A 22530-nucleotide genomic window follows, 5' to 3' on the forward strand; every position below is an offset into this window, starting at 1 on the left:
TGCTCCTTAGTCTGATAGCGCTCGTTTGCCGAGAATCCTCCCGGCATCTTGTGCAGGAGGCAGTCCAAATGCCCGTGAATAATCCCTGCTGAATTGTGTCGCACTTTCATAGCCGACTTCGAAGGCCGCCGCCATGACGCTCTTGGCGTGGGCCACCATCAGTGTTCTAGCCTGGAGCAGGCGAACCCGTTTTTGATATTGCAAAGGACTCAGGTTGGTGACTGCCTTGAAGTGGCGATGAAACGCCGAGACGCTCATTGATGCTCGTTGCGCCAGGCGCTCCACCCCAATTGGCTCAGCGAAGTCACGGCGGATCCACTGGATCGCCATGTTGACTCGGGCCATCGCCGTATCCGGTGCTGCAATTTCCCGCAGCATCCAGCCATGGGGGCCCTGGAGCACACGAAAGATGATCTCCCGTTCATAAACCGGGGCCAGGGCTGCGATGGCGTCCGGATCGCCCATTAATCGCAACATTCGCACCCAGGCATCCATCAGGTCGGTTGTGACTGGCGCTACGGAGAACCCGAGATTGTTCTCAGGGCGGCTGACAGGTTTGGGCAAGTCTTCAAATAGCGTTGACAATACAGTTGGGTCAAGAGTGAGGCTGACTGCCAAGTAAGGTTCTCCCGATACGCTTGGATGAACAGACCCCACTGCTGGCAAATCAATGGACATGACGAAATAGGTCGCAGGGTCATACTGAAGCGTCCTATCCCCCACGCTCATGCTTTTACTGCCTTGCAGGATCAGGTTGATCATCGGGTCATAGACCGCCGCCAGCATGTGTTCGGGGATCTTGCCCTTGACCATGGCCACGCGTGGGATGCCCGTTTCGGTGCGGCGATTTTCAGCCTTGGCCGCGAGCGACCTGAGTTCATTCAGTTGATTGTCCATGTCGGGATGCTGACGGCAGAACCCTGCGCCTGCAAGCGAAAAGCAGAAACAGGCAGGTTTCGAGTAGAAATGGGTACGACCGTGGCGATCGTGATGAGTACTGTGGGGCCACCTATAAGCCACAGAGGAACATCAAATGAGCGTCATCGTCATTACCGGCGGCAGCCGTGGAATCGGTGCCAGTGCCGCCGAGCAGATTGCTCGGCGCGGTATGGGTGTCATCCTCACCTACAACGCTGATTCCCAGGCTGCCGGCGCAGTCGTGGAACGCATCGAACGCGTCGGTGGCAAGGCTGTCGCTCTCAAGCTCGACGTGTCTGATGTTGGCAGCTTCGTAGCGTTTCGCAAGTCAGTGGTACTGACCTTACGGGACACCTGGAACGCTAACATGCTGGGTGGCCTAGTCAACAATGCCGGGTACGGGCTGTTCAATCCCTTGGCAACTGTCACCGAAACGCAGTTCGATGGCCTGTTCAATGTGCACCTCAAAGGGCCGTTTTTTCTCACTCAAACCCTCCTGCCGCTGTTCGCGGAAAATGCCAGTATCGTCAACCTGACCAGTGCCACTACCCGCGTCGCCACTGCTGGCGTAGCGCCCTATGCTGCCTTCAAGGGCGGGCTCGAGGTGCTCACCCGTTACATGGCCAAAGAATTCGGCGAGCGGCGAATACGGGCCAACGCGGTATCACCCGGCGCCATCCGTACCGAATTGGGCGGGGGGCTGAACGCTGAGTTCGAGGCGAAGCTGGCGGCGCAAACGGCACTCGGCCGGGTCGGCGAGCCGGAAGACGTCGCGCGCGTTATCGCCATGTTGCTGTCAGAGGAGGGCGCCTGGATCAATGCCCAGACCCTCGAAGTAGCCGGCGGCTACAACATCTGAATCACGAGGGTTTTGCCATGCTGGATCATATCTTTTTGTCCGTGAGCGATATCGCACGGTCCATCCGTTTCTACGAAGTTGCCCTGACCCCGTTGGGTATCACCGCGCGCCTGAACTACGACGGCAAGGATGGCCCACCGGGGCATCCTGACCTGAAAGGCTTCGGTGCCAACGGCCGGATGTTTTTCTGGTTGCGTGAGGGCGTTGTGGAAGAGCGCGCGGTACATGTAGGTTTTGTCGCAAGCAGCCAGGCTGAAGTTGATGCCGCCTATACCGCTGCGCTGCATCAGGGAGCGGTCGACAACGGCCCGCCTGGGGCACGCTTGCATTACGATCCCGACTACTACGCGGCCAATGTGCTGGACCCGGATGGGTACAGCCTCGAATTTGTTTTTAAGAAATGGCAGCACATCCAATAAGTACCCTAAGGCTTATCCAGGGGGTCACGATCCGGATCGAGTACGGCACCTGACGGAAATTTTGCCGGTGAATTTGGTGAAAAGCTCATCGCGGGCACTCCGCTGGGTCGCTTCGGTGAGCCGGAAGATATCGCACCCCTCGCCGTGTTTCTGGCATCGCGGCATTCGCACTGGGTGACAGGTGAATCCATCACCCAGGATGCGCTCCGACTGACCGAAAGAATAAATATCGGCGGTGTCTATGAAGTTGATCCCTTGCGCCAGAGCTTGGACGATCAACCTGTTGGCTTCGCCCTGTTCAACCGCGCCGATTGCGGCCCACATACCCGCGTTAGCATTACCTCCGAGCGTCATCGTGCCCAGGCACAGCTCGGATACATACAAGCCCGTACGGCCAAGTCGCTTGTATTGGTGGCCGCCTGCCCCATCTGAGCAAGGTACGTTTACTTTGAGGGATGTTTTGACTCGTCTTCAGCTACTCAACGCGCGTCTGCCAACCTTAACTACGACGCAGATTTGATTGCGCCCATTGTTCTGCGCTGGTCACTGGTAATCCATGTATTGCGTTGAATGTCCTCGCTACATCCCACGCCACACCACAGCCCATAGCAAAAACTGCCCGATATTTTCGTAAATTATCGTCAGGTTTTTCTGCAAGGTCTGCTAGCAACTGCTGCACGCTAAGCTCTCGGCGCTCGACTTTCCGTTCGATGATGTGCTCAACCAAATCAGCCAAAACACCGTAGGTAAGAGTGTCACCAGCGGTGTATACGACCTGATTAATAAGGCGCGGGCTGTGCAGGACAATGGCTGCGGTGAGCGTGCCTATGTCTTCCGGTGTTGTCACCGTAACCATAGTTTCAAAGCTGCCCAACGCATTGACCTGCCCGGCGGTCAGGTCAACGACCCCGAAAGCTGGATCGAATAGAAAGCTGGTGAACATGCCGGTGGTGATACCGAGCGGTCTGGACGCTCAGGAAATCGTGCGTCTTTCACAGGATGCCTGTCGCGCACTTAGCGAGGACGAGGATGGTCTCAAGCGCGATATCCTCAGTCATTCCGGTAACCGATGGTCACTAGGCGTAGTGCATGCGCTGGGTGTGAGTAGCCCCTTGCGGCACTCGGAGTTACGCCGCCGATTGCACGGCGTCACTCAACGCATGCTCACTCACACGTTGCGCCAGCTGGAGCGCGACGGGCTGATCTCTCGTCACGATTTTGGCGAGAAGCCCTTGCGTGTCGAATACGCTCTGACCGAACTTGGAATGGGATTATTGGTGCAGATGATTCCTCTATGGGCGTGGGTGATCGAACAGTCAGAGAGGTTTAATGAGGCACGGAGCCGTTATGACAAACGGTAAAGGTCGGATAGGAGGATTTACTGTTAGAGAAACAAAGCTCTATCGCTATCTCCCCGCTTGATGATATTCCCAACGATTAGCTTCCCAGTTTGACCCAGCGAAATGGAAGTAAGTCGGTAGTTCACTCGTTTTCCGACGTAGCGGGGAGTGACATCAATCAGTTGCCTCGCACGAGTGGCAGTCAGTTAATCAGTAAGCGTGACGTCCGGAAATACACACTTAAGTTCGTCTGGCTGTAGCCAGCAAGGCGGCTGCCCCGAGCATCATTCCACCCGTTATGCGATGGATAACCGATAATTTCCGTTCCGAAGGGCGCAGAGATCGAGTGATGCTGCCAGCGAGGGCCCAGCCTATAGCGGCGATAAACTCGACCGCAATGTAGATTGCACTTAAAACGATGAACTGGGCAGTGAAGGAGGCGCCAGCACCAGAAACAATGAATTGGGGAACAAAAGCAGTGAAGAGCAAGATTGCTTTGGGGTTGGTCATGGCAGTCATGAACTCCCGGCGTGCCAAGGAGTAGGCATCGAAAGGCTGGATTAAGCCCGAAGCCCCATCTTCGTTACAATCACGGCCTATCATCATATTTACGCCGAGATAGACAAGATAAAGAACACCGGCCCATTTAAGAATCTGGAAAGCAGGTTCAGACGCCTCTAGCAATGCTCCCAAACCGACAATCACCATCGCGATCATCAATACAAAGGCCATACACCGACCTAACAGGGCGACCACTGTAGGCAGCAAACCCCGCCTGCTGCCATTTGCGAATGCAAGCAGGTTGTTGGCGCCTGGTGAGATGGCAACGATTGCTGCTGCGGGGAGAAACAGAAGGATTTGGGCTAGGGTCATGGTTGGAACCTCGGCATCGGTAATGTTTGATTCTAGCCAGGGTATGCATCCGGCCAAGTCATCTAGTCGCGCTTATTCACTGACCAATGCGCCGTGGAGAGATCAACAGCTTTTTCTAGGACGGCCTGCAACATCTTCTCCGACGATTGTCCCTTGCTGAAGCTCTTCTCTGAATACTCCTCGGTCGATTTATTGATGAGAACGAGCGATCCCGATTGCTCTCTCTGTTCTTGATAAAGTCTTTCGATACTATTCCTGAAGCCATCAGGGTAGGCCGACCTCTCAACAGCAGGCAGATCATCGAAATAGTCCATGATGCCTTTGAATACTTCACTATTGTCGCCTCCATTCGTTATTTTGGCGTACAGCTTTGAGAAGTATGCTTCGTCCTGTTTGTTAAGCTCCCCATAAGCGGCATAGCGCTCGGCATCGGTATAGGTTCCCGTGTCATCATAAACAATCGCGCTTAGGCCGTTTCGCGCCATGCCCTCAAACGGATTAGGAAGATTTTTAGGTGGGACTTGAGAGAGGCCGATGGAGTAATCCAGTGACTTCTGGCCTAACGCCAAACGGTCAGGGTCATCCGTTTTGGGGAGCATGTCTTCCTTGTTGTAATTCCCGCCAGCAATGCGGTGCCCGAAATTATAAATATCCTTTTGCCCTTTTTCATGCATTTCTTTCAAATCGCTTTCTGACATAGATACTTGTCGTTCGCTAGAGCTGCTTAGAATATAAAGTGCCCGTGCAGAGCTGGATATTGAAACAGTTTTCTCTGTACCTGAGGAGAGGTTATCCGAAGAAGAATCAGCAGACGTCTCCGAACGAACGATCTCTTGCGCAGAGACTTTTGCGGGAGTACCCGCCTGATAAGTTTTAATCGAGATATCCATTATAATATTCCAGAAGTTGGATAATAAAGCATAGCTATTTCCCGCTAGGATGCCTAGGAACCTCCAGACAAGCCCTCAAATGCGCTGAAATACGATCAATGCCGCTTCTGATCTTTGCCTGCTTGGCCGGTCTTCAGGCTCAAACGACAGGGCGGTCACGTCACTTCCAGAGCAACAGCATCAGGCATAAGCCGGTGCTCTCACTCTGCCGTCTTGGCCTCGAATACTTGAGATGCTCCACCACCGGATTGTCCTGCTCGAAATTGGCGGATATGGAGCTACTGCTGCGCGATGAAGTGCACCGACAAGCTCAGAGACTGGAGTAGATTTGTGGGGATTTCTCAGGGACAGATTTATTTTTAAGATAATAAATCTGTCTCCTTTTTTGCTTTTTTTGAGTCAATCAACCGTCGTTCAATCTCGCGGGGCCTGGACGGTCGAACTTCCAATGCTCGCGAGAAAAGTTTCGGTATCCCGATTAGACCGCAGGCGAACAACGCGGCAATCTGATGGCGCTGTTGCCACAAGTTGCTGCATCTTTGCTCGCGCTGTTTTTTTCGTCCGCCACATGAATCTAAAAAACTCCGGCAGGTTGGCCAGCAGTTCGGGGCAGTTCTGCGGCAGGTCAGGCCGAGACTGACCACGTTGGAGCAGCGTTCTGCGCAGTACGCGCATGAATCGAAGCGTTGCAGATCGGTCAATCCAAATCAACAGATCTGCGCGTGCCAGCCGGTTATCCCACGTGGCTGAATGGCCACCTTCGAATATCCAGCAATCTCGGGCCTCTACTTCGAGACAAAGCTGCGTCTTCTCGTCCCGGCTTCTTTCAATCCACCCTGGCTGCCAGTGGATAGTGTCGATATGAACAACCGGTAGCCCCGTGCGCTGGCCAAGCTCACGCGCCAAAGTGCTTTTGCCCCCCCCAGGTTGACCAACTATCATCACCCGTTGCATCGAAGCTCCTTCTCGCTATGCAAGCTGATTTTTTGGGGTAGCGATTTTACGTCAATGCCTATCTCGGTCAACAACAAGCGCTCAGCACAGCAGGCAGCTCCTGGCCGAAACCACGCACTCAAACACCCCACCCAATCAAACAGCAACATCTCCCGCAAAATACGGAGATTTCCCGAAATACTCGATCAACAATTCCGCAAAGACCCGGATCTTCTGCGCAGGATGCTGACCGGCCGGGCGGACTAAGTAAGCACCCGCTGGCGGTGGTGGATACCGCGTCATGATCGGCACCAGTGCGCCGGATGCCACGTTGTCATACGTGAGGCAATCGGGCAGGTACGCGACCCCGAGTCCTGCGACTGCGGCGGCGACTAGCGCGATGCCGTTGTCAGCCTTGAAGCGTCCTTGCGGGCGAATGGCGACGATCTTGTCGCCATCCATGAATTGCCAAGCTTCGGTGCTTTGCATCAGAGCTTGATGGGCGGCTATCTCCTCAGGTTTCTCGGGTGAACCATAAGCCTTGATATAGCCCGGACTCGCGACCAGCTTGCCGTTGATCGGGCCGATGCGTCTTGCGATCAGGTTGGAATCCTGAAGGTAGCCGACGCGGATTGCGCAGTCGTAACCTTCGGCGATGAGGTCAACGAAGCGGTCGCTGTAGCAGGTCTGGATCTGAAGTTGCGGGTGTCGCACAGCCATTTCCGCCAGTACGGGGGCGAAGTGAGTCGGGCCAAAAGAAAGCGGCGCGGCCACTCGTAAACGACCCTGCAGCGCTCCGGCAGGCAGGATCGCTTCTCTGGCTGACTCCATTTCTGAGCAGACCCTCGCTGCATAGTCGCGAAAGGTCGCGCCGGCCTCAGTCAGCGCCGCACCGCGAGTCGAGCGTGTCAGCAACTGCACGCCAAGCTGCGCTTCCAATCGCGCCAGCCTGCGACTGACGATTGACTTGGACACGCCCAGCCGGGCTGCGGCAGGCGAAACGCCTCCTGCGTCAGCAACCTCTACGAATGTCTGAAGCTCTTCGATATCCAAACGGTGTTCCTCATTTCGCGACACAGCCAAACACTTGGCAACACTACCGGATTAAGCATCGAAACAGCACAGTGTTGTTCGCAGGCAGCGTCGGCGCTGGCGTATGCCGCTCATTACCAATCCAATTCATAACGACAACACGGGATCTACTAATGACTTTTCGTAACGGCCTTACATCGCTTCTTCGTCCTGAAGATTCGGTACTCGTTCTGATCGACCACCAGCCTTTCCAGCTCACTAATCTGAACAGCCATGAGCCGCAAATGGTGGTCAACAATGCGACGGCGTTGGCGAAGGCAGCCAAGGCGTTCAACGTGCCTACCATCTTGACCAGCGTGATCGCCGAGCGGGGCGGTTTCATCTTTCCGCAAATCCTCGATGTTTTTCCCGGCCAAGAGGTGATTGATCGGACGCTGATCAACACCTGGGAAGACCAGAAGGTGGTGGACGCGGTAAAAGCGACGGGCCGCAAGCAACTGGTTATCGCGGGTCTGTGGACCGAAGTCTGCGTCGCCATGCCCGTGATCCAGGCACTCGGCGAAGGGTGGGATGTAACGGTGATCACTGACGCATCCGGCGCGGTTTCGGTCGAGGCCCATCAAGTGGCGATCCAGCGCATGATTGCGGCGGGTGCGAACATGATGACTTGGCTCGCTCTCGCTGCAGAGTGGCAACGTGACTGGGCTCGGGAGGAAACCGCCGGTGCGCTGACCGATGTGCTGCTGCAGCATGCTGCCGGTAGCGGTATTGCGTATCTGTGGGAGCAGCAGTTGCTCAACGCGCCAGTGCCGGCCAGCGCCGGGTGATCTGAGTGGGGGATGAAGAGCTGGTTGATCGATGTCTGGCCACGGACATTGCGAGTCTTCATCTCCTCTCGCAGCAACTGGAGAGGTCTGTTCAGCAGAATGTGAGCCGTCGGTCGCGAAGGGAAATCGGGTATTGATATATCGCTAAATCTCGATATCATCCGAGCTATGGACTTACTCGAAATATTCAAAGCACTCTCAAATCCGGTACGCCTTCAAATCCTGAAAGGCTTGAAGGACCCCGTGAACAATTTCCCTGCGCAGGATGAGGGTGACGTTTTCACGGTGGGTGTCTGCGTCAGCAGTATCCAGGAGGGTATCGGGCTGTCGCAGTCTACGGTGTCGGGTTATCTGGCAACCCTGCAACGAGTGGGCCTGGTCGAAGTCAGGCGCATCGGCCAGTGGACGTACTACAAACGCAATGAAGCAACTATCAGTGCCCTTGCCGAGTTGATCGGGAAAGATCTGTAATTTTTTACCGCATAATATCGAGATATCCCGATATTCCTTTTTGTCGATACGAGGATTTCAAAATGAAAGCGATGCTACTCAAATCATTTGGCGGCCCGGAATCGTTCGAACTCTGCGACGTACCCAAGCCAGTGCCGGGTGTGGGACAGGTCTTGGTGCGGGTACACGCAACCTCCATCAACCCCTTGGATTTTCAGGTTCGGCGCGGCGATTACGCTGACCTGGTGCCACTGCCGGCGATTACCGGACATGACGTTTCGGGCGTTGTCGAAGAAGTCGGGCCGGGGGTGACGGGCTTCGCTCCGGGAGACGAAGTCTGGTACACCCCGCAAATATTCGACGGGCCAGGCAGTTATGCCGAGTACCACGTTGCGGCCGAAAGCATCATCGGCCACAAACCGCCATCGCTGAGCCATCTTGAGGCGGCAAGTCTGACTCTGGTTGGCGGCACGGTGTGGGAAGCACTGACCGTGCGAGCGGCGCTCAGGGTAGGGGAAAGCATTCTGATACACGGCGGCGCGGGAGGCGTGGGTCATGTAGCGATCCAAGTCGCAAAAGCCATTGGCGCGCGGGTCTTCACCACCGTGCGCGAAGCAAACTTTGAGTTCGCCCGTAGCATGGGTGCCGATGTGCTCATCGACTACAAAAAGGAAGATTACGTCGACGCCATCCTGCGCGAAACCGGCGGCCAAGGCGTGGATGTGGTGTTCGACACCATAGGCGGCGACACCCTGTCGCGCAGCCCGGATGCGCTGGCTCAACTGGGCCGCGTGGTCTCGATTGTCGACATCGCGCAGCCGCAAAACCTCGTTCAGGCCTGGGGCAAGAACGCCAGTTATCACTTCGTCTTCACCCGACAAAACCGCGGCAAGCTTGATGAGCTGAGCACGTTGGTGGCTCGCGGTCAGTTGCGCCCACACGTTGGCGCGGTCTATTCGCTGGCCGATATCGGCCTGGCCCATGCTCGGTTGGAAAGTCCAGAGAACGGCCTTCAAGGCAAAATTGCGATTGCAGTTGAGCCATCGCTTATTTCCTGAGCGCCTATTTTCAGCCGTCTAAGTCGTATCAGAGGAAATGCCATGATTTATGAAATTGCTCTGCTTCCCGTACACAAAGAACGCATTGAACAATTCAAAAGTGCCTTCGCCGAGGTCGCGCCGTTGCTCACCCGCGCGAAGGGTTACGGCGGCCACTTGCTCGCGCAAGGAATCGAAACCCCCGAGCATTTCAACCTGATAGTGCGCTGGGCTTCACTTGAAGATCACTCGCCGGGCTTCGAGGCGAGTGATGACCATCAGATGTTCATGCTGGGCCTTAAGGACTATTTTTCTGAAGAACCGAAGGTCCACCATATCGAAGGAGCAGTTTTCTAACTGGATCGATGCTCAGTGGACGGCATCGCTCGCCGCACTCCACCGTTCACACCTGATCCAACGCGTCAATCACACCTTTGTCCTCGCCCAGAAAACCACCGCTCTGGTGCTGCCAAAGCCGCGCATAAACGCCATTCTTTGCCAGCAGTTCACTGTGGGTTCCCTGTTCGATAATGCGCCCGTCATCCATCACGATGAGCCGGTCCATGGCGGCAATCGTCGACAGTCGATGGGCGATGGCGATTACGGTTTTGCCTTGCATCATCTCATCGAGGCTTTCCTGGATCGCAACTTCGACTTCCGAGTCCAGCGCGCTGGTGGCTTCGTCGAGCAGCAGGATCGGGGCGTTTTTGAGCATGACTCGGGCAATTGCCACGCGCTGGCGTTGGCCGCCCGACAACTTGATGCCGCGCTCACCGACCAAGGTGTCGTAGCCGCTATGACCTTGGCGGTCGCTGAGTTGGCTGATGAACTCGTCGGCCTGCGCATTGGCGGCGGCGCTGCGGATTTGTTCGTCGGTCGCGTCGGGTCGGCCGTAGGCAATGTTGTCGCGGATCGAACGGTGCAGCAGGGACGTATCCTGCGTGACCATGCCGATTGAGGCGCGCAGGCTGTCTTGCGTCACTTTTGCGATGTTTTGGCCGTCGATGCAAATCTTGCCGCTGTCGACATCATAGAAACGCAGCAGCAGGTTGATCAGCGTGGATTTACCCGCACCGGAGCGTCCGACCAGGCCGATTTTTTCGCCAGGACGGATGTTCAGGTTGAGGCCGCTGAGTACTTGGCGCTCGCCGTTGTAGTTGAAGCTGACATTGTTGAAAGTCACCGCGCCGCCGGTGGTCTGCAGCGCGCCCGCATCCGGCGCGTCCTGCACTTTGGTGCCCAGGGTCAGCGTCGCCATTCCATCCTGGGCGGTGCCGATGCTTTCGAACAGCGAAGTCATTTGCCACATGATCCAGTTCGACATGCCATTGATCCGCAACGCCATCGCAGTGATTGCCGCCACGGCACCCGCGCCGACCGCGCCGTCATGCCAGAGCCACAACGCATAACCGCCCGCCGACATGATCAACGCCACTACCAGTGCCTGATTGACGATCTCGAACTGGCTGACCAGGCGCATCTGGCGGAAACCGGTTTGCTTGAAATCCTCCATCGCCGCACGCGCGAAATGCGCTTCGCGATTGGAGTGGGAAAACAGTTTCACCGTGGTGATGTTGGTGTAAGCGTCCGAAATTCGCCCGGTCATCATCGACCGTGCGTTGGCCTGCTCCTGGCCGACTTTGCCCAGACGTGGCACGAAATACCACATGGCCAAGCCGAACAACACGAACCAGGCCATGAAGGGCAGGATCAGCTTCAGCGCGAAGCCGCCGGCCAGCGCGATGATCGCGATGAAATACACGCCGATCCCCGGCAGGATCTCGATCATTGTGAACAGCACGTCGCGCACGGCCAGCGCAGTCTGCATGACTTTGGTGGTGACGCGGCCGGAGAATTCATCGGAAAAAAACGCGAGGCTTTGTCGCAGCATCAGGCGATGGAAATCCCAGCGCAGCCGCAACGGCAAGTTGATCGCCAATACCTGGTGCTGCACCATCGTGCGCAACGCCACCAGCCCGACGCTGGTCACCATGACAATGCCCATGCCCCACAACACGCGGCTTTCCTGCGCCGCCGCTTCACCGCCGGCCTGCCAGGTCGAGAGCAGGTCGACGATTTGCCCCAGAAACGAAAACAGCCACGCTTCGTAGATCGACACACCGGCACTCAGCAGCGCCAGCGCCAGGATGTAACCGCGAGCGCCGCGCGTGCAGGCCCATAGGAACCGGGCCAGGCCAGCGGGCGGCGGTGGCACTTCGTCAGGCGGGAAGGGGTCGAGTCTTCGTTCAAATACACGAAGCATGCTGGTCTCCAAAACGATCAAGTTGAGGGGATTCTGCCATTGAACGGATGCTTTGAGGGTTTTGCGAACGCTGGGGGCCGCGATGAGGCGAGGTATGCGATATCTCGCCGACCTCAAAATCGGCTCATATTCATGGAGGAAAAAATGCGGATGTGCATCACAGGTGCCTCGTGTGCGGGCGTCACTACGCTGGGGCAAAACCTCGCAACGCTGCTCGGTGTACGGCATGTCAATGTCGATGATTTTTCTGGATGCCGACGCACGACCATCCCGATTTTTCAGGACGCAATCGAGTTTGGCACGAGGCTTGGGTATCCGGCAGAAGGCGCCGGTGTTGCGTGTTGATGGGGTGGAGAGTGCTGAGACGATAGTTGCGGGCGTGGCTCAAGAGGTGCGGATACGACACGGAGCGATTCTGTAAACACAATGCCTGGTCGAACAAGCGGTGAATGCCGCGCTGACCGAAGCGTTTGACGCGGCGCGGGCATTGCTGATTGATAGCTTACACCGTCTGCGGCGGGCAGGACCGGTGACCAAGCCCATTTGTGCCACCGCGGCATGTCTGAAATTCCATCTGATCGCATTTCCCTGGCTCCCCGAAACCCCTAATTTAGACGCCTAAGCATGTGGCTGAAGGATGAGAGTTATTCTTCAATTAGCGCTCGACCACTGTTGATCAACCCTGCAAAGCGCTTGGCGTCCAGAGGTGGAATGCGCGTTCAGGCTGTGACGACTTAGTACGCAGCCTCGGGTATGCGGTTAATGCACATGAATTGATTCAGGGGAATGATCAAAAAATTATGCCGCATGTGGAATGCCTATTTTTGTTCTGCCGTCTTATATGGACTTTTAACTAAATGTCTATGGGTTTCATATTAAGAGAGCGCAGTAATGATCAGATTTAATGACCTAGCCATTTTTGTACGTGTGGCAACCGTTGACAGTTTCTCCGTCGTGGCCAGGGAAATGGATCTCTTTCCTGCTCAAATCAGCGCCGCTATCAAGCGCTTGGAGTGTGAACTTGATACGCGCCTGTTTGCGAGATCAACACGAAGTCTGCGCCTGACAGCCGAAGGCGAACGTTATCTGCCTTACGCTCGGGAGGTTTTGAATACGCTCAGTGAGGGGCGAGCCGGGTTACAACAGGACGATCGTAAACTCCATGGCGTCTTGCAGATCGCCAGTGCCTCAGATTTCGGGAGAAATGTGTTGCTTCCCTGGCTGATCGATTTTCGAAGAGACAACCCTGGTCTGGTGCTTCGGGTGATGTTGTCCGATAGCGTCTCGGACATCTTTCGCGATCCGATAGACGTAGCCGTCAGGTATGGCACAGTACAAAACGCCGACTTTATCTCGTTGCCTTTAGTACCTGACAATCGCCGCGTACTGGCTGCATCGCCGGCTTATATAGCGCTGCACGGGCGGCCCAAGTCCGTGGAAGATCTTAAGACTCATGCGTGTCTTCGTTTCCATATGAATGGAAAACTCTACGACAGATGGATATTTCCCAAGTTGCCGGAGAGTGACTTCGTTATTGTAAACGGCCCGGTTCTAAGCGATGACGCAGACGTCATTCGACGATGCGCCATCGCGGGAGAGGGGATTTTGTACAAATCATGGATGGACGTTTGTGAAGATGTCAGTGCCGGTCACTTGGAGGTATTACTACCTGAGGTTCCAGGTGAGCTTTACCCTTTGAGTTTCGTTTGCCCGCACAGGAAACAGTTTACCCCGGCGATTCGTTTGCTTTACGCGTACTTGAAAGATAAGTGTGAATCGCTGTTAGTGACGCACGCCTAGGCGTGCGGCAGACGTTATTGTGCCAACACTTGGCTGCTTCAACCTGGCTGGCCAGAAAGCCCGGGATAGTCGGTGTAGCCTTCCTTCCCTTGGCTGAACCACGTCGAACGATCCCCCTGCCTCAATGGCAAGCGACGGCGAAGTACCTCTGGCAGTTGGGGATTGGCGATAAATGGACGTCCGAACGCCACGGCATCGGCAATACCCGCTTCCACAACGGCCTCGGCCCGAGCCGAATCGTAATCTGAGTTAAGGATAAGCGTGCCTTTGAAGGCATTACGAATAATGGCTGCGCTTGGAGGGTATTCCGAGACGCCAAAACTCCCATCAGCCGGCGGCTCGCGAAGCTCGAGATGGGCGACACCGATCTCGGATAACACGTCAGCGGCGTGGGTAAATAAAGGCACAGGATTACTGTCCCTCACGCCCTGGTCATGACTGCTGGGGGTTAACCGAACACCCGTCCGATCTGCTCCAACGACTCCCGCGACCGCTTGCGTCACTTCCTTGAGCAGCCTGACCCTGTTCTCAATTGAGCCTCCATAGGCGTCGGTTCGAAAGTTGCCGCTGTCGCGTAAAAACTGATCGATCAGGTATCCGTTGGCGGCGTGAATCTGGACGCCATCAAACCCCGCCAGCAATGCATTCCTGCCTGCCTGGGCGAAATCGGCAATCAGTTGCGGGATCTCCTCGAGCGGCAGCGCTCGAGCCTGGGAGTAGGGTTGTTTCCCAGCGTAGGTATGGGCCAGTCCAGGTGCTGTCGTCACCGAGGGACCTATGGGCTGTGCGCCATCAAGGAAGCTGGGATGTACCACCCGGCCCATGTGCCACAGTTGAGCGATTATTCGACCACCGCCAGCGTGCACGGCGTCGGTAATCAATCGCCAGCCGGCAATTTGCTCAGCGGACCAGATACCGGTTGCATAGGCCCATCCCAGGCCTTGCTGGCTGATGCCGATCGCCTCGCTGATGATAAGCCCCGCCGTCGCACGTTGAGCATAGTAGTCAACCATGATGGGGGTAGGGACGTGGTTCTGCGTTCCCCTGGCCCGAGTCATTGGGGCCATGATGATGCGGTTGGGTAATGTCATGGCGCCCAGACGCAGAGACTCGAACAGTGTGGCCATGTGGATCTCCTTTGTGTTGACGAAATTGTCAGGTTTAAACCAGGCGTGCGCCGCCATCGACGTTGATCGTGGCGCCGTTCATGAAACCGTTGCTCATCAGGAAAACCACTGCCGCGGCCGCTTCGTCGGCAGTGCCCAGACGGTGCAGAGGCAAGGTTTTCTCCAGTGCAGCGACAAAGCCATCGCGCGCATCGCCCATGGCTTTCGCGAGGATCGGCGTATCGATAGGGCCTGGAGACAGGGTGTTGACCCGAATAGGCGCCAATTCGAGGGCCAGGCCGCGGGCGAATGCCTCCATGGCAGCTGATGCAGCGGCGAGCACCGCCGTGCCGTGCGCATTGGGTCTATCTGCGAGCGCACCGGAAATAAAGGTGACGGAGCCGTCTTTGGCAAGGCGATTACCAAGCGCTCTCAAGGCATATACCGAGGCCCAGATTCGCTCGTCGAAAGCGCGTTGCAAATACGCCACATCCGCTTCGAGCACTTTGCCGGCGACGAACGTACCGGCCAGCAGCACCAGGTGATCAACCTTTGGGATATCGGCCAGAGCGACCTCGATTTGTTCGGGTTTAGTGACATCAGCGGCACGCCAGCCATCCAGCTCGTGGGTATTGGCGGCTTGCTGTGCCCGGTCCGGATTGGAGCCGATCACGAAGACCTTTGCACCAGACGCCTTGGCCTGAATTGCAGTTGAAAGGCCGATTCCCGATGTGCCGCCGACGACTACCACGGTTCGATCCAGAAGGAGTTGTGGGCGTACGTTGCTATGGCCTGGGTTGGAAATGTCGATCATCGCTGTTGGCTCCTCTAGGGCATCGAATTGATGCTGCGAGGACAGCCTATGGGCAACCTTCAAAGTTGATAATAGGGGTTCAGGTGGTTACTATTATTCCATGAAAGCACAAATTGGATTGGACCGCCTGACAGGCCTTATTGCGTTTGCTCGCACGGCCTCGCTGGGCAGCTATACAGCCGCTGCACGGGATCTCTCCGTGTCACCCTCGGCCGTCAGCAAAAGCGTTCAGCGCCTGGAAGAGCATTTAGGTCTGCGCCTCTTCAGTCGCACCACCCGCTCGCTGACCCTGACTCCCGAGGGACGTGAACTGTACGAGCGTGCATTGCGGGTGATCCGGGAAATCGAGGACATTGAGCAGACTGCGGTAGCGTCGAGAGGCGAGCCGTCAGGCACTCTGAAAGTAACCGCACCGCTTCCCATCGGCGTCAACATTCTTGCTCCTGCGCTCCCGGCATTCCGTGAGCGTTACCCGAAACTGGCGGTGGACTTGCGGCTTGGCGATCAATTCGCCGACATTATCGAGCAGGGGATAGATGTCGCCATCAGGGTCGGCAACCTGGCTGACTCCAGGCTGGTTTCCAAGCCTCTCGGCCCACACCGAATCTGCACCTTCGCATCGCCCGGCTATCTCGCCAGAAAGGGCAAACCGCGCAACATCGATGATCTGGTCAATCATGATTGCATCAATTTCCGTTATCAGAGTTCGGGACAGGCGCTACGCTGGCCCTTCCAGGTGGGGGAGCGCGTTGTCGAGATCACTCCCGACGCCACCATGACTATTGATGTGAGCGATGCGGTCGCGGTGACGCTCGCGGCAGGCGGCGGTATTGGTATCTCTCCGACTTATGTTGCTGCGCCTTTTGTGCTGAGGGGGGAGTTGGTACCGGTGTTTCCCGAATATGCGGTAGACAGATTCGTCATCACCGCTCTCTGGCCCGAAAGCCGCAGAGGCAATCCAAACGTGAAGGTATTTGTAGACTTCCTACAAGAAGTGTTCCCGGTACCGGCCCCTTGGGATGTGATAGTCGAATCGGCGGGTAATAATCCCTAAGGACGTACGACAGCGTAGCGCTCAGTTGAGTTGCTCGATCCAGGAGGACACCGGGTCACCACTGCTCATGTTCGGCCGGATAATCCCGTTGATCATGAACGTGGGCGAAACGTGGACGCCGTTCTGTCGAGCATACTTGGACTGCCATTTGATGGCCTGATCCAGGGTTGGAGTTGCGAAAGCCTCTGCCAGTTTGACGCCACTATAACGCTCGAGGCGCTCAATGATGTCTCTGGGCGTTACGTCCAGATTGGGGCCTTCAGCGTGATTGTCGAATTCGAATTCCCTCCGGTGCGCTGCGACAGCGGCCATGACGCCCTTGGCATTTTTTTTGCCGCCCTCAAGCGTCGCCGCGGCAAGGATGCACCGGATGATGACGCCTGAAAACATATGCCAGGGCTGGGACTGCAGGCGAATGATCAACGTGATCCGGTCTTCGCCGGCCTCTGCGAGGAGCGCATCGAATTTGAGGAACGCCTTGACGGAATAGGGGCAGGTGGGCTCAAGAAAAACTTCAAACAGGTGAGGGCCATGGCCCCACGAAAGCGTGTCCACTTTCACTGGCTGGTCGTTTTCAGGTTTTTGCATAAAGGTACCTTTCAATGAATCAGATCGAAGTGGGGGCCCCTGTGGGAGACAAAATAGCCTGAGTGCACTCAGGCATAGAGCACATCCCAGAGCCGTTTTAACTTGAGTGTCATATTGGTTTCAGACACGCTCTGAAGTGTTATGGCTTCTTTGAAATATTTGGCGTAAATCGCTTCAGTTACGTGTCGGACCTCGCCGTTTTCATCCAGTTCGACATCGGAAAATCGAAGGATACCTACAGGCTCGAACCCCGCACGCTCAGTGAACTGTTGCATGGCTTTCGACTTCATCGTGACGTATGAAAAAGCCATTGCGATACCCATCGCTTGAGCCAGGGCATCCACAATATAAGCCGCAAAAAGAGTAGCGCCCGTGCCCCGATGCGCCGGAGCGCACACACCATAGCGGCTATGGAGCGTCAGCGCGTCTCGATCCACTTCCAGGCACAAGGCGCAGACAATTTCCTCGCCGTGTCGACCGATGTAGACGATAACGTCCTTCGTCTCTTCACCCGAAAAGTAAACCTTCGCCTCATAGAATCGTGGGTCAATATACTTTTTGCCAGATCCGACACTGATGTCCGGATACCACGATTTGATAAGCGCGCATAGAAGGTCAATATCGTTACGTTCCAATTGCTCGTAGTTATATTCAGTCGGAGTGATGGTGTTTTTGGGCAGCTCCGTGAGTAGCGGCCAGGATGCGTGTTTTATCATGTCGATCTCTTGGTGCGTTAAAGTTCAGGCGTGATGCTGCTGACGATTTGAAAGCAGTTGTTTGCCCGGAGTTATGGATTTTCAGGCTCGAAGCCGGTCAGTGGTGCCTTAGCCATTTCAGAAACCCTCCAGGTACCGCCGTCGGCGCTTTCTGCATAAGAATGGAGCGGGCATGTTGCTGGCGGAGCATTTGGAGGCGGGTGAGGGACGTGCGTAATTGCGACCTTTCACCCATACACCGACGTACTTCATCCCGATGCAGTTGAAGTACTTTCACGGCGGAAAGCGCAATGAATTGCGCGCCGTTTGGCTTGTTATCCATGACGCCTTCTTCGCCTAGTACTTCCCCTGGCCCCATCCGCGCGACTTCGACCCAATGGGCTCCATCGTTCAACTGGACGGACACCACTCCACTGCCGATAACCAACAAGTATTCGCTGATTGCGTTGGCTTTCAACACAAAGTCGCCAGTTGCCAGCCAGGTTGATAGCAGGTTCATGGCAAGACGGTCTTTATCCTCTGAAGTGAAACTTGCGAAAATGCGCACGTCGTCCAACACAAAGCGAGTGATACCGGCCACCGGGATTTCAGCGGAATTGGCGATATCAACGCCGGATGCGCGTAGATGCCTGTAAGCAATGTCGTAAAGGCGATTACGTGCTGCAATTTTTTCGGCAGGCGTGCCGACAAAACCGATGACCTCATACTCCAATAAGCCTTCCGTTATGTTTTTGAGGATGACCTTGGGCGCAGGAACTGGCAGTAGCGCTGAATAACCCAGCAGCGCCTGCTCGAGTATTTCCTGGACGCGTTCGGGTCGAAATCGCAGAGGCAGGTGCAGGCTTATCGTCACCCCGTGTTGATCTTGGGGCCTGCTCATGTTTTGTATTTTGGTTTTCGCCGCCACCGAATTGGGTATGACGACGGTGCTGCCTTGCGAGGTCAGCAACAGTGTGGCGCGCCAATCGATGTCGGTGACCCTGCCTTCCATGCCATCGATTTGAATCCAGTCGCCCACTTGATAAGGGCGAGTGGCATTCAGGACAATCCCGCTGAATACATCGCTGAGTGTGCTTTGCAAAGCCAGGCCGACGATAATGGCCAACGCGCCAGAAGTGGCGAGCAATCCTTTGACGGGAAGTTCCAGTACGTAGGCTGCCGCTGCGACGGTGGCGACCAGAAAAATCAGAGCGCCGAGCACTTCCCTGAGCAAGCGACCGCCTCCCTCAGTTCTGGATATCAGGATTGCGCCGAGCAACTCCGTCAGCATCCGCGCGCTTAAAAACCACCAGACGAGTACCAGCAGTGTTGCAGCCAACTGCCAGGAACCAGAGTCAGGATCGCGCACGGGTTGCAAGGGGGAGTTGCCGGACAGAAAGATGGCAGCGCTGTAACAGGCGTAGAGACAAATATTAATGCCCACGCGCAACCCCTGCAGCCTTCGGGGAACAACCCACCAACCAATAATATCGGCGATTAATATCGCCCCGAGGAGGGCGCACAGCCATTCAAGTGTCACGATGTGGCCCTCCCGGAGTCTGGTGCATTCGTGCTTTCCCACAAGCGGCGGAACAGGCGATCAAATGGCGACGCCACGCCAGAACTGGTGGAGTTCAGCACTGATGAATTCAGGCTTTTCCTCAAATACCCAATGTCCGCACTGCGCGATGACACCACCTTTTGCCGACAGCGCGATGTGTTTTGCCGAGGTAAAACAATGGTCGCCAAATGACACTTCGCCACCCCAGGCCAACACTGGGATCTTTAGCTTCCCCTTGGTCAGTTGCGCGGTCTGCTCCGCCATTTGCGGGATAGAGCCATAGTGATTCAGGCTGGCACGCAGGTTGCCCGGTTGGCGCATCTGCATGACGTAATAGTCGATGTCTTTCTCGGGCATTGCCGTCGGGTTGTAGGCAAAATCTCTGAAGAAGTGCCGCAGGTACATATCCTCCCGACCTTCAATAAGGGCACGGCTGATGTCCATGTTCATGTGCATGCTCAGATGCCAGTAGGGCACCCGCGGATCGACATAACCTGGAAAATCCAGGCCAAAAAAAGGTGTTTCGATAGTGGCCAACGACAAAGCGCGTTCAGCCGCCAGGTAGGCCAGGGCAACCGAAGGCGGACCTCCCAGGTCATGGCTGAGGATGTGGAATGTATGAGCCTGTTCAACCTCCAGCAGACCGAGCATGTCTTTAGCGATATTGATGGGGTCGTAACCTTGATACGGCTTATCGCTGTCGGCGAAGCCGCGGAGGTCGGGGGCGATGAACGTGTAATGTTCTGCGAGCCTGTCGATGACCGGCATGAACTCTCGATGATTTTGTGGCCAGCCGTGCATACAGAGGACCACGGGGCCTTTCCCGGCAACCACGTAGTTGAGTCGAACACCGTTAACGGCGGCGCGTTTGTGCGTCAGGTTGGTCATGGCGAGTGCCTTTTTTGTCCCGTCTGACCCGGGCCTTTCGAGCCCGGGAGCGTAAGGCGGGTGTGCAATGTGATGCATGCCGGACCCGGCCGGGTGAACGGCATGCGCAAGGCTTGCTTAGTTAAGGTGAGCCTTGAGTTCTGTGCCCGCCTGCCTCATGGCCGCCTTGACTTCCGGTACCTGGCTCAACGGGTTCAGCAGGCCATAGTCATGGATCATGCCGTTGTAGCGAACCGCCGTGACATCGACCCCGGCCGCGTCCAGCTTCTGCGCGTAGGCTTCGCCTTCATCGCGCAACACGTCCAGCCCCGCAGTCTGTACGAGGGCAGGTGGAAGTCCTTTTAACTGATCGATGCTGGCCTTGAGCGGGGAGGCATGAATTTCCGCCCTGGCTTTCAGGTCGGTTGTGTAACTGTCCCAGAACCAGGTCATCATGTTCCTGGTCAGGAAGTGGCCTTCAGCGAACTGCTTGTAGGTGTCCGTCTCGAAGTTGGAGTCCGTGACCGGCCAGAGGAGCAGCTGAAATCGAATTTTCGGAGTGGCTTTTTCTTTAGCCATCAGGCTCACGACAGCGGCCATGTTGCCGCCGACACTGTTACCGGCCACCGCCAGGCGCTTGCCATCCACGTTGATCTGTTTGCCGTTTTCCGCCACCCACTTGGTGGCCGCGTAAGCCTGGTTAATGGCGGTGGGATAATGGGCCTCAGGGGATGGTGTGTAATCGACGTACACCGCGACCGCACCGGAGGAGACGACAAGGTCGCGGATCAGGCGCGCATGGGTGGGATAATCCCCCAGGACCCAGCCGCCACCATGAAAGAACATAAAGACAGGAAGCTCGCCTTTGGCTTTTTCAGGCCGAACCACCGTCAGCTTGATCGTCTTGCCATTGGCGGTAATGGTCTTGTCACTCACCTCAACGCCCGATAGATCAACCTTTACCGAGTTTTGCGCGCCCGTCAGCACCGCGCGGGCTTCTGTTGGACTCAATTGCTCGAGCGGCTTGCCGCCACCCGCCGCCAGCGCATTCAGAAAGGCTTGGGTTTGATGTTCCGGTATTGGATTGCCTGCGGCCATTGCGGACCCGACCGATAGGGCGATCATCGCCGGCACTGCTTTCACGACGTGTTTCATGTTGCCTCCTGAAGCCATTGGTTTGTATGAAGCGTGTAAGAACGAGGGCGACTATCGGTGTCATCCGGCCAGCCTCGTATGGGGGTTATTGGGCGAGATAACCGTTGCGGGCGAATGCGAAGCAGGCGGCTCGACCAATCCCGGTTAATGCTCCGGTCACAAGAACGACGTTGCTCATCATGGTTTCCCTTCTAATAAGACATGGCCACGTCAGGACGACGCAGCGCGTGAGCTGTCTCGACGTCAAACCAGTCGCGAACCTCCATCGATATTGATCGTGGCGCCGTTCATGAAGCCGTTGCTCATCAGAAACACCACGGCTGCACCCGCTTCGTCCGCCGTGCCGAGGCGATGCAGCGGCAGGGTTTGCTCCAGCGCGGCGACATAGCCATCGCGCGCATCGCCCAAGGCTTTCGCAAGGATCGGCGTGTTGATGGGCCCTGGAGAAAGGGTGTTGACCCGGATAGGTGCAAGTTCCAGAGCAAGGCCACGGGCCAATGCCTCCATGGCAGCCGATGCAGCGGCGAGCACCGCGGTGCCGTAAGCGTTTGGCCGATCTGCCAACGCACCTGAAATCAAAGTCACCGAGCCCTTTTTGGAAAGGCGATCGCCGAGAGCCCGCAAGGCATGTACCGACGCCCAGATCCGCTCATCAAAAGCGCGCTGCAAGTACGGGATGTCCGCTTCGAGGACTTTGCCGGCGACGAAGGTCCCCGCCAACAGCACCAAATGGTCAACCTGCTGTATGTCTGCCATTGCGGCATGGATCTGTTCGGGCCTGGTGATATCGGCCGCACGCCAGCCGTCCAGCTCATGGGTCTTGGCGGCCTGCTCTGCGCGTTGCGGATCTGAACCCAGAACAATGACCTTTGCACCCCGGCCCTTGGCCTGAATCGCGACAGCCAGGCCAATTCCGGAGGTCCCCCCAAAGACAACAATGTTTTTGCCTGCTAAATCACCGGTTAAGGCGTCCTGCGCGGAAGTAATAGAGTTCATGTCTTAATCCTCATACTGATAGCGGTGGTGTATTTTTGAAGTCTTGTCCGACG

23 protein-coding genes and 4 pseudogenes are annotated in these 22530 nt (G+C 56.2%); 11 read left to right on the plus strand and 16 right to left on the minus strand.

Annotated features, from left to right (window positions below; all coding sequences use genetic code 11):
• Positions 1-6: 6 nt before the first annotated feature.
• Positions 7-897 carry an AraC family transcriptional regulator gene (locus C4J90_RS13005; protein WP_124362788.1) on the minus strand — a complete coding sequence of 297 codons (891 nt, stop codon included), beginning with the start codon at positions 895-897 and terminating at the stop codon, positions 7-9.
• A gap of 136 nt (positions 898-1033) precedes the next feature.
• Between C4J90_RS13005 and C4J90_RS13010 the strand changes: the two genes are divergently transcribed.
• A complete protein-coding gene (locus tag C4J90_RS13010) occupies positions 1034-1777 on the plus strand; it encodes an SDR family NAD(P)-dependent oxidoreductase (protein ID WP_124419972.1) in 744 nt (247 codons plus the stop codon).
• A gap of 17 nt (positions 1778-1794) precedes the next feature.
• Positions 1795-2196 carry a VOC family protein gene (locus C4J90_RS13015; protein WP_124419973.1) on the plus strand — a complete coding sequence of 134 codons (402 nt, stop codon included), beginning with the start codon at positions 1795-1797 and terminating at the stop codon, positions 2194-2196.
• Positions 2197-2445: 249 nt separating this feature from the next.
• Here C4J90_RS13015 and C4J90_RS27080 read toward each other — a convergent pair.
• Positions 2446-2550 (minus strand): annotated as a pseudogene (locus tag C4J90_RS27080) (hypothetical protein); the annotation flags it as partial.
• A 145-nt stretch (positions 2551-2695) separates the two neighbouring features.
• Positions 2696-3151: pseudogene (locus tag C4J90_RS13030) on the minus strand (aromatic alcohol reductase); the annotation flags it as partial.
• Between C4J90_RS13030 and C4J90_RS13035 the strand changes: the two are divergent.
• Positions 3138-3557 (plus strand): helix-turn-helix domain-containing protein, encoded by a 420-nt coding sequence (locus C4J90_RS13035; protein WP_124421205.1) that lies wholly within the window; start codon positions 3138-3140, stop codon positions 3555-3557. The pseudogene C4J90_RS13030 and the gene C4J90_RS13035 sit on opposite strands and share 14 nt — an antisense overlap.
• A gap of 219 nt (positions 3558-3776) precedes the next feature.
• Here C4J90_RS13035 and C4J90_RS13040 read toward each other — a convergent pair whose 3' ends face one another.
• The 4 genes from C4J90_RS13040 to C4J90_RS13055 all read right to left on the minus strand — a co-directional run bounded on the left by C4J90_RS13040 (position 3777) and on the right by C4J90_RS13055 (position 7285).
• Positions 3777-4409: a LysE family translocator gene (locus tag C4J90_RS13040; RefSeq protein ID WP_124419974.1), complete on the minus strand. Its 633-nt coding sequence runs from the start codon at positions 4407-4409 to the stop codon at positions 3777-3779.
• A 62-nt stretch (positions 4410-4471) separates the two neighbouring features.
• Positions 4472-5299, minus strand: coding sequence for a hypothetical protein (locus C4J90_RS13045; RefSeq protein WP_256658970.1), 828 nt, complete (start codon positions 5297-5299; stop codon positions 4472-4474).
• A gap of 414 nt (positions 5300-5713) precedes the next feature.
• Positions 5714-6253 carry an AAA family ATPase gene (locus C4J90_RS27090; RefSeq protein ID WP_124419975.1) on the minus strand — a complete coding sequence of 180 codons (540 nt, stop codon included), beginning with the start codon at positions 6251-6253 and terminating at the stop codon, positions 5714-5716.
• A 135-nt stretch (positions 6254-6388) separates the two neighbouring features.
• Positions 6389-7285, minus strand: coding sequence for a LysR family transcriptional regulator (locus C4J90_RS13055; RefSeq protein WP_124419976.1), 897 nt, complete (start codon positions 7283-7285; stop codon positions 6389-6391).
• A 152-nt stretch (positions 7286-7437) separates the two neighbouring features.
• Here C4J90_RS13055 and C4J90_RS13060 point away from each other — a divergent pair, with 152 nt between their 5' ends.
• The 4 genes from C4J90_RS13060 to C4J90_RS13075 all read left to right on the plus strand — a co-directional run bounded on the left by C4J90_RS13060 (position 7438) and on the right by C4J90_RS13075 (position 9935).
• Positions 7438-8091 (plus strand): hydrolase, encoded by a 654-nt coding sequence (locus tag C4J90_RS13060; RefSeq protein ID WP_124362794.1) that lies wholly within the window; start codon positions 7438-7440, stop codon positions 8089-8091.
• 168 nt (positions 8092-8259) lie between these two features.
• Positions 8260-8562, plus strand: a complete 303-nt coding sequence (locus C4J90_RS13065; RefSeq protein WP_101209484.1) for a helix-turn-helix transcriptional regulator — start codon at positions 8260-8262, stop codon at positions 8560-8562.
• Positions 8563-8624: 62 nt separating this feature from the next.
• A complete protein-coding gene (locus C4J90_RS13070; RefSeq protein WP_124362795.1) occupies positions 8625-9599 on the plus strand; it encodes a zinc-dependent alcohol dehydrogenase family protein in 975 nt (324 codons plus the stop codon).
• Between the two features lie 42 nt (positions 9600-9641).
• The gene (locus C4J90_RS13075) at positions 9642-9935 is read left to right on the plus strand and encodes an antibiotic biosynthesis monooxygenase (protein ID WP_124409817.1); all 294 of its coding nucleotides are present in this window, start codon (positions 9642-9644) and stop codon (positions 9933-9935) included.
• A 46-nt stretch (positions 9936-9981) separates the two neighbouring features.
• Here the strand turns inward: C4J90_RS13075 and C4J90_RS13080 are convergent, their stop codons facing one another.
• The gene (locus tag C4J90_RS13080; RefSeq protein ID WP_124419977.1) at positions 9982-11841 is read right to left on the minus strand and encodes an ABC transporter ATP-binding protein; all 1860 of its coding nucleotides are present in this window, start codon (positions 11839-11841) and stop codon (positions 9982-9984) included.
• Between the two features lie 144 nt (positions 11842-11985).
• Here C4J90_RS13080 and C4J90_RS27095 point away from each other — a divergent pair.
• From C4J90_RS27095 to C4J90_RS13095, 3 genes and pseudogenes are all read left to right on the plus strand, one after another.
• Positions 11986-12262 (plus strand): annotated as a pseudogene (locus tag C4J90_RS27095) (hypothetical protein).
• Positions 12263-12265: 3 nt separating this feature from the next.
• Positions 12266-12463 (plus strand): annotated as a pseudogene (locus tag C4J90_RS27440) (hypothetical protein); the annotation flags it as partial.
• 269 nt (positions 12464-12732) lie between these two features.
• Positions 12733-13641 (plus strand): LysR family transcriptional regulator, encoded by a 909-nt coding sequence (locus C4J90_RS13095; RefSeq protein ID WP_124362798.1) that lies wholly within the window; start codon positions 12733-12735, stop codon positions 13639-13641.
• A 38-nt stretch (positions 13642-13679) separates the two neighbouring features.
• Here the strand turns inward: C4J90_RS13095 and C4J90_RS13100 are convergent, their stop codons facing one another.
• Positions 13680-14768, minus strand: coding sequence for an alkene reductase (locus tag C4J90_RS13100; RefSeq protein WP_124419978.1), 1089 nt, complete (start codon positions 14766-14768; stop codon positions 13680-13682).
• Between the two features lie 34 nt (positions 14769-14802).
• The gene (locus tag C4J90_RS13105; protein WP_124419979.1) at positions 14803-15561 is read right to left on the minus strand and encodes an SDR family oxidoreductase; all 759 of its coding nucleotides are present in this window, start codon (positions 15559-15561) and stop codon (positions 14803-14805) included.
• A gap of 100 nt (positions 15562-15661) precedes the next feature.
• Between C4J90_RS13105 and C4J90_RS13110 the strand changes: the two genes are divergently transcribed.
• On the plus strand, positions 15662-16615 hold the full coding sequence (locus C4J90_RS13110; RefSeq protein ID WP_124404148.1) for a LysR family transcriptional regulator: 954 nt from the start codon (positions 15662-15664) through the stop codon (positions 16613-16615).
• Between the two features lie 21 nt (positions 16616-16636).
• Here the strand turns inward: C4J90_RS13110 and C4J90_RS13115 are convergent, their stop codons facing one another.
• The 6 genes from C4J90_RS13115 to C4J90_RS13145 all read right to left on the minus strand — a co-directional run bounded on the left by C4J90_RS13115 (position 16637) and on the right by C4J90_RS13145 (position 22477).
• Complete coding sequence (locus tag C4J90_RS13115) at positions 16637-17203, minus strand: thioredoxin domain-containing protein (RefSeq protein WP_164487533.1); 567 nt, start codon at positions 17201-17203, stop codon at positions 16637-16639.
• A gap of 68 nt (positions 17204-17271) precedes the next feature.
• Entirely contained in the window at positions 17272-17919 is a 648-nt protein-coding gene (locus C4J90_RS13120) for a hypothetical protein (RefSeq protein ID WP_124362802.1), read from the minus strand.
• A gap of 97 nt (positions 17920-18016) precedes the next feature.
• Positions 18017-19438 carry a mechanosensitive ion channel family protein gene (locus tag C4J90_RS13125; protein WP_256658971.1) on the minus strand — a complete coding sequence of 474 codons (1422 nt, stop codon included), beginning with the start codon at positions 19436-19438 and terminating at the stop codon, positions 18017-18019.
• A 60-nt stretch (positions 19439-19498) separates the two neighbouring features.
• Positions 19499-20347: an alpha/beta fold hydrolase gene (locus C4J90_RS13130; RefSeq protein ID WP_164488016.1), complete on the minus strand. Its 849-nt coding sequence runs from the start codon at positions 20345-20347 to the stop codon at positions 19499-19501.
• Positions 20348-20464: 117 nt separating this feature from the next.
• Positions 20465-21481 (minus strand): alpha/beta hydrolase, encoded by a 1017-nt coding sequence (locus C4J90_RS13135; protein WP_124419981.1) that lies wholly within the window; start codon positions 21479-21481, stop codon positions 20465-20467.
• A gap of 243 nt (positions 21482-21724) precedes the next feature.
• Positions 21725-22477 carry an SDR family oxidoreductase gene (locus C4J90_RS13145; protein WP_124362805.1) on the minus strand — a complete coding sequence of 251 codons (753 nt, stop codon included), beginning with the start codon at positions 22475-22477 and terminating at the stop codon, positions 21725-21727.
• Positions 22478-22530 lie beyond the last annotated feature (53 nt).

It is taken from the genome of Pseudomonas sp. R2-60-08W, assembly GCF_003852335.1.
Classification (GTDB): Bacteria; Pseudomonadota; Gammaproteobacteria; order Pseudomonadales; family Pseudomonadaceae; genus Aquipseudomonas.

Excerpts from the sequence above, each read along its gene's own strand:
- C4J90_RS27090 (WP_124419975.1), bottom strand. The coding sequence starts at position 6,253 with ATGCAACGGGTGATGATAGTTGGTCAACCTGGGGGGGGCAAAAGCACT.
- C4J90_RS13075 (WP_124409817.1), top strand. The coding sequence starts at position 9,642 with ATGATTTATGAAATTGCTCTGCTTCCCGTACACAAAGAACGCATTGAA.
- C4J90_RS13120 (WP_124362802.1), bottom strand. The coding sequence starts at position 17,919 with ATGATAAAACACGCATCCTGGCCGCTACTCACGGAGCTGCCCAAAAAC.
- C4J90_RS13070 (WP_124362795.1), top strand. The coding sequence starts at position 8,625 with ATGAAAGCGATGCTACTCAAATCATTTGGCGGCCCGGAATCGTTCGAA.
- C4J90_RS13040 (WP_124419974.1), bottom strand. The coding sequence starts at position 4,409 with ATGACCCTAGCCCAAATCCTTCTGTTTCTCCCCGCAGCAGCAATCGTT.
- C4J90_RS13060 (WP_124362794.1), top strand. The coding sequence starts at position 7,438 with ATGACTTTTCGTAACGGCCTTACATCGCTTCTTCGTCCTGAAGATTCG.
- C4J90_RS13115 (WP_164487533.1), bottom strand. The coding sequence starts at position 17,203 with ATGCAAAAACCTGAAAACGACCAGCCAGTGAAAGTGGACACGCTTTCG.
- C4J90_RS13035 (WP_124421205.1), top strand. The coding sequence starts at position 3,138 with ATGCCGGTGGTGATACCGAGCGGTCTGGACGCTCAGGAAATCGTGCGT.
- C4J90_RS13045 (WP_256658970.1), bottom strand. The coding sequence starts at position 5,299 with ATGGATATCTCGATTAAAACTTATCAGGCGGGTACTCCCGCAAAAGTC.
- C4J90_RS13080 (WP_124419977.1), bottom strand. The coding sequence starts at position 11,841 with ATGCTTCGTGTATTTGAACGAAGACTCGACCCCTTCCCGCCTGACGAA.
- C4J90_RS13015 (WP_124419973.1), top strand. The coding sequence starts at position 1,795 with ATGCTGGATCATATCTTTTTGTCCGTGAGCGATATCGCACGGTCCATC.
- C4J90_RS13100 (WP_124419978.1), bottom strand. The coding sequence starts at position 14,768 with ATGGCCACACTGTTCGAGTCTCTGCGTCTGGGCGCCATGACATTACCC.
- C4J90_RS13095 (WP_124362798.1), top strand. The coding sequence starts at position 12,733 with ATGATCAGATTTAATGACCTAGCCATTTTTGTACGTGTGGCAACCGTT.
- C4J90_RS13110 (WP_124404148.1), top strand. The coding sequence starts at position 15,662 with ATGAAAGCACAAATTGGATTGGACCGCCTGACAGGCCTTATTGCGTTT.
- C4J90_RS13135 (WP_124419981.1), bottom strand. The coding sequence starts at position 21,481 with ATGAAACACGTCGTGAAAGCAGTGCCGGCGATGATCGCCCTATCGGTC.
- C4J90_RS13130 (WP_164488016.1), bottom strand. The coding sequence starts at position 20,347 with ATGACCAACCTGACGCACAAACGCGCCGCCGTTAACGGTGTTCGACTC.
- C4J90_RS13005 (WP_124362788.1), bottom strand. The coding sequence starts at position 897 with ATGGACAATCAACTGAATGAACTCAGGTCGCTCGCGGCCAAGGCTGAA.
- C4J90_RS13010 (WP_124419972.1), top strand. The coding sequence starts at position 1,034 with ATGAGCGTCATCGTCATTACCGGCGGCAGCCGTGGAATCGGTGCCAGT.
- C4J90_RS13065 (WP_101209484.1), top strand. The coding sequence starts at position 8,260 with ATGGACTTACTCGAAATATTCAAAGCACTCTCAAATCCGGTACGCCTT.
- C4J90_RS13105 (WP_124419979.1), bottom strand. The coding sequence starts at position 15,561 with ATGATCGACATTTCCAACCCAGGCCATAGCAACGTACGCCCACAACTC.
- C4J90_RS13145 (WP_124362805.1), bottom strand. The coding sequence starts at position 22,477 with ATGAACTCTATTACTTCCGCGCAGGACGCCTTAACCGGTGATTTAGCA.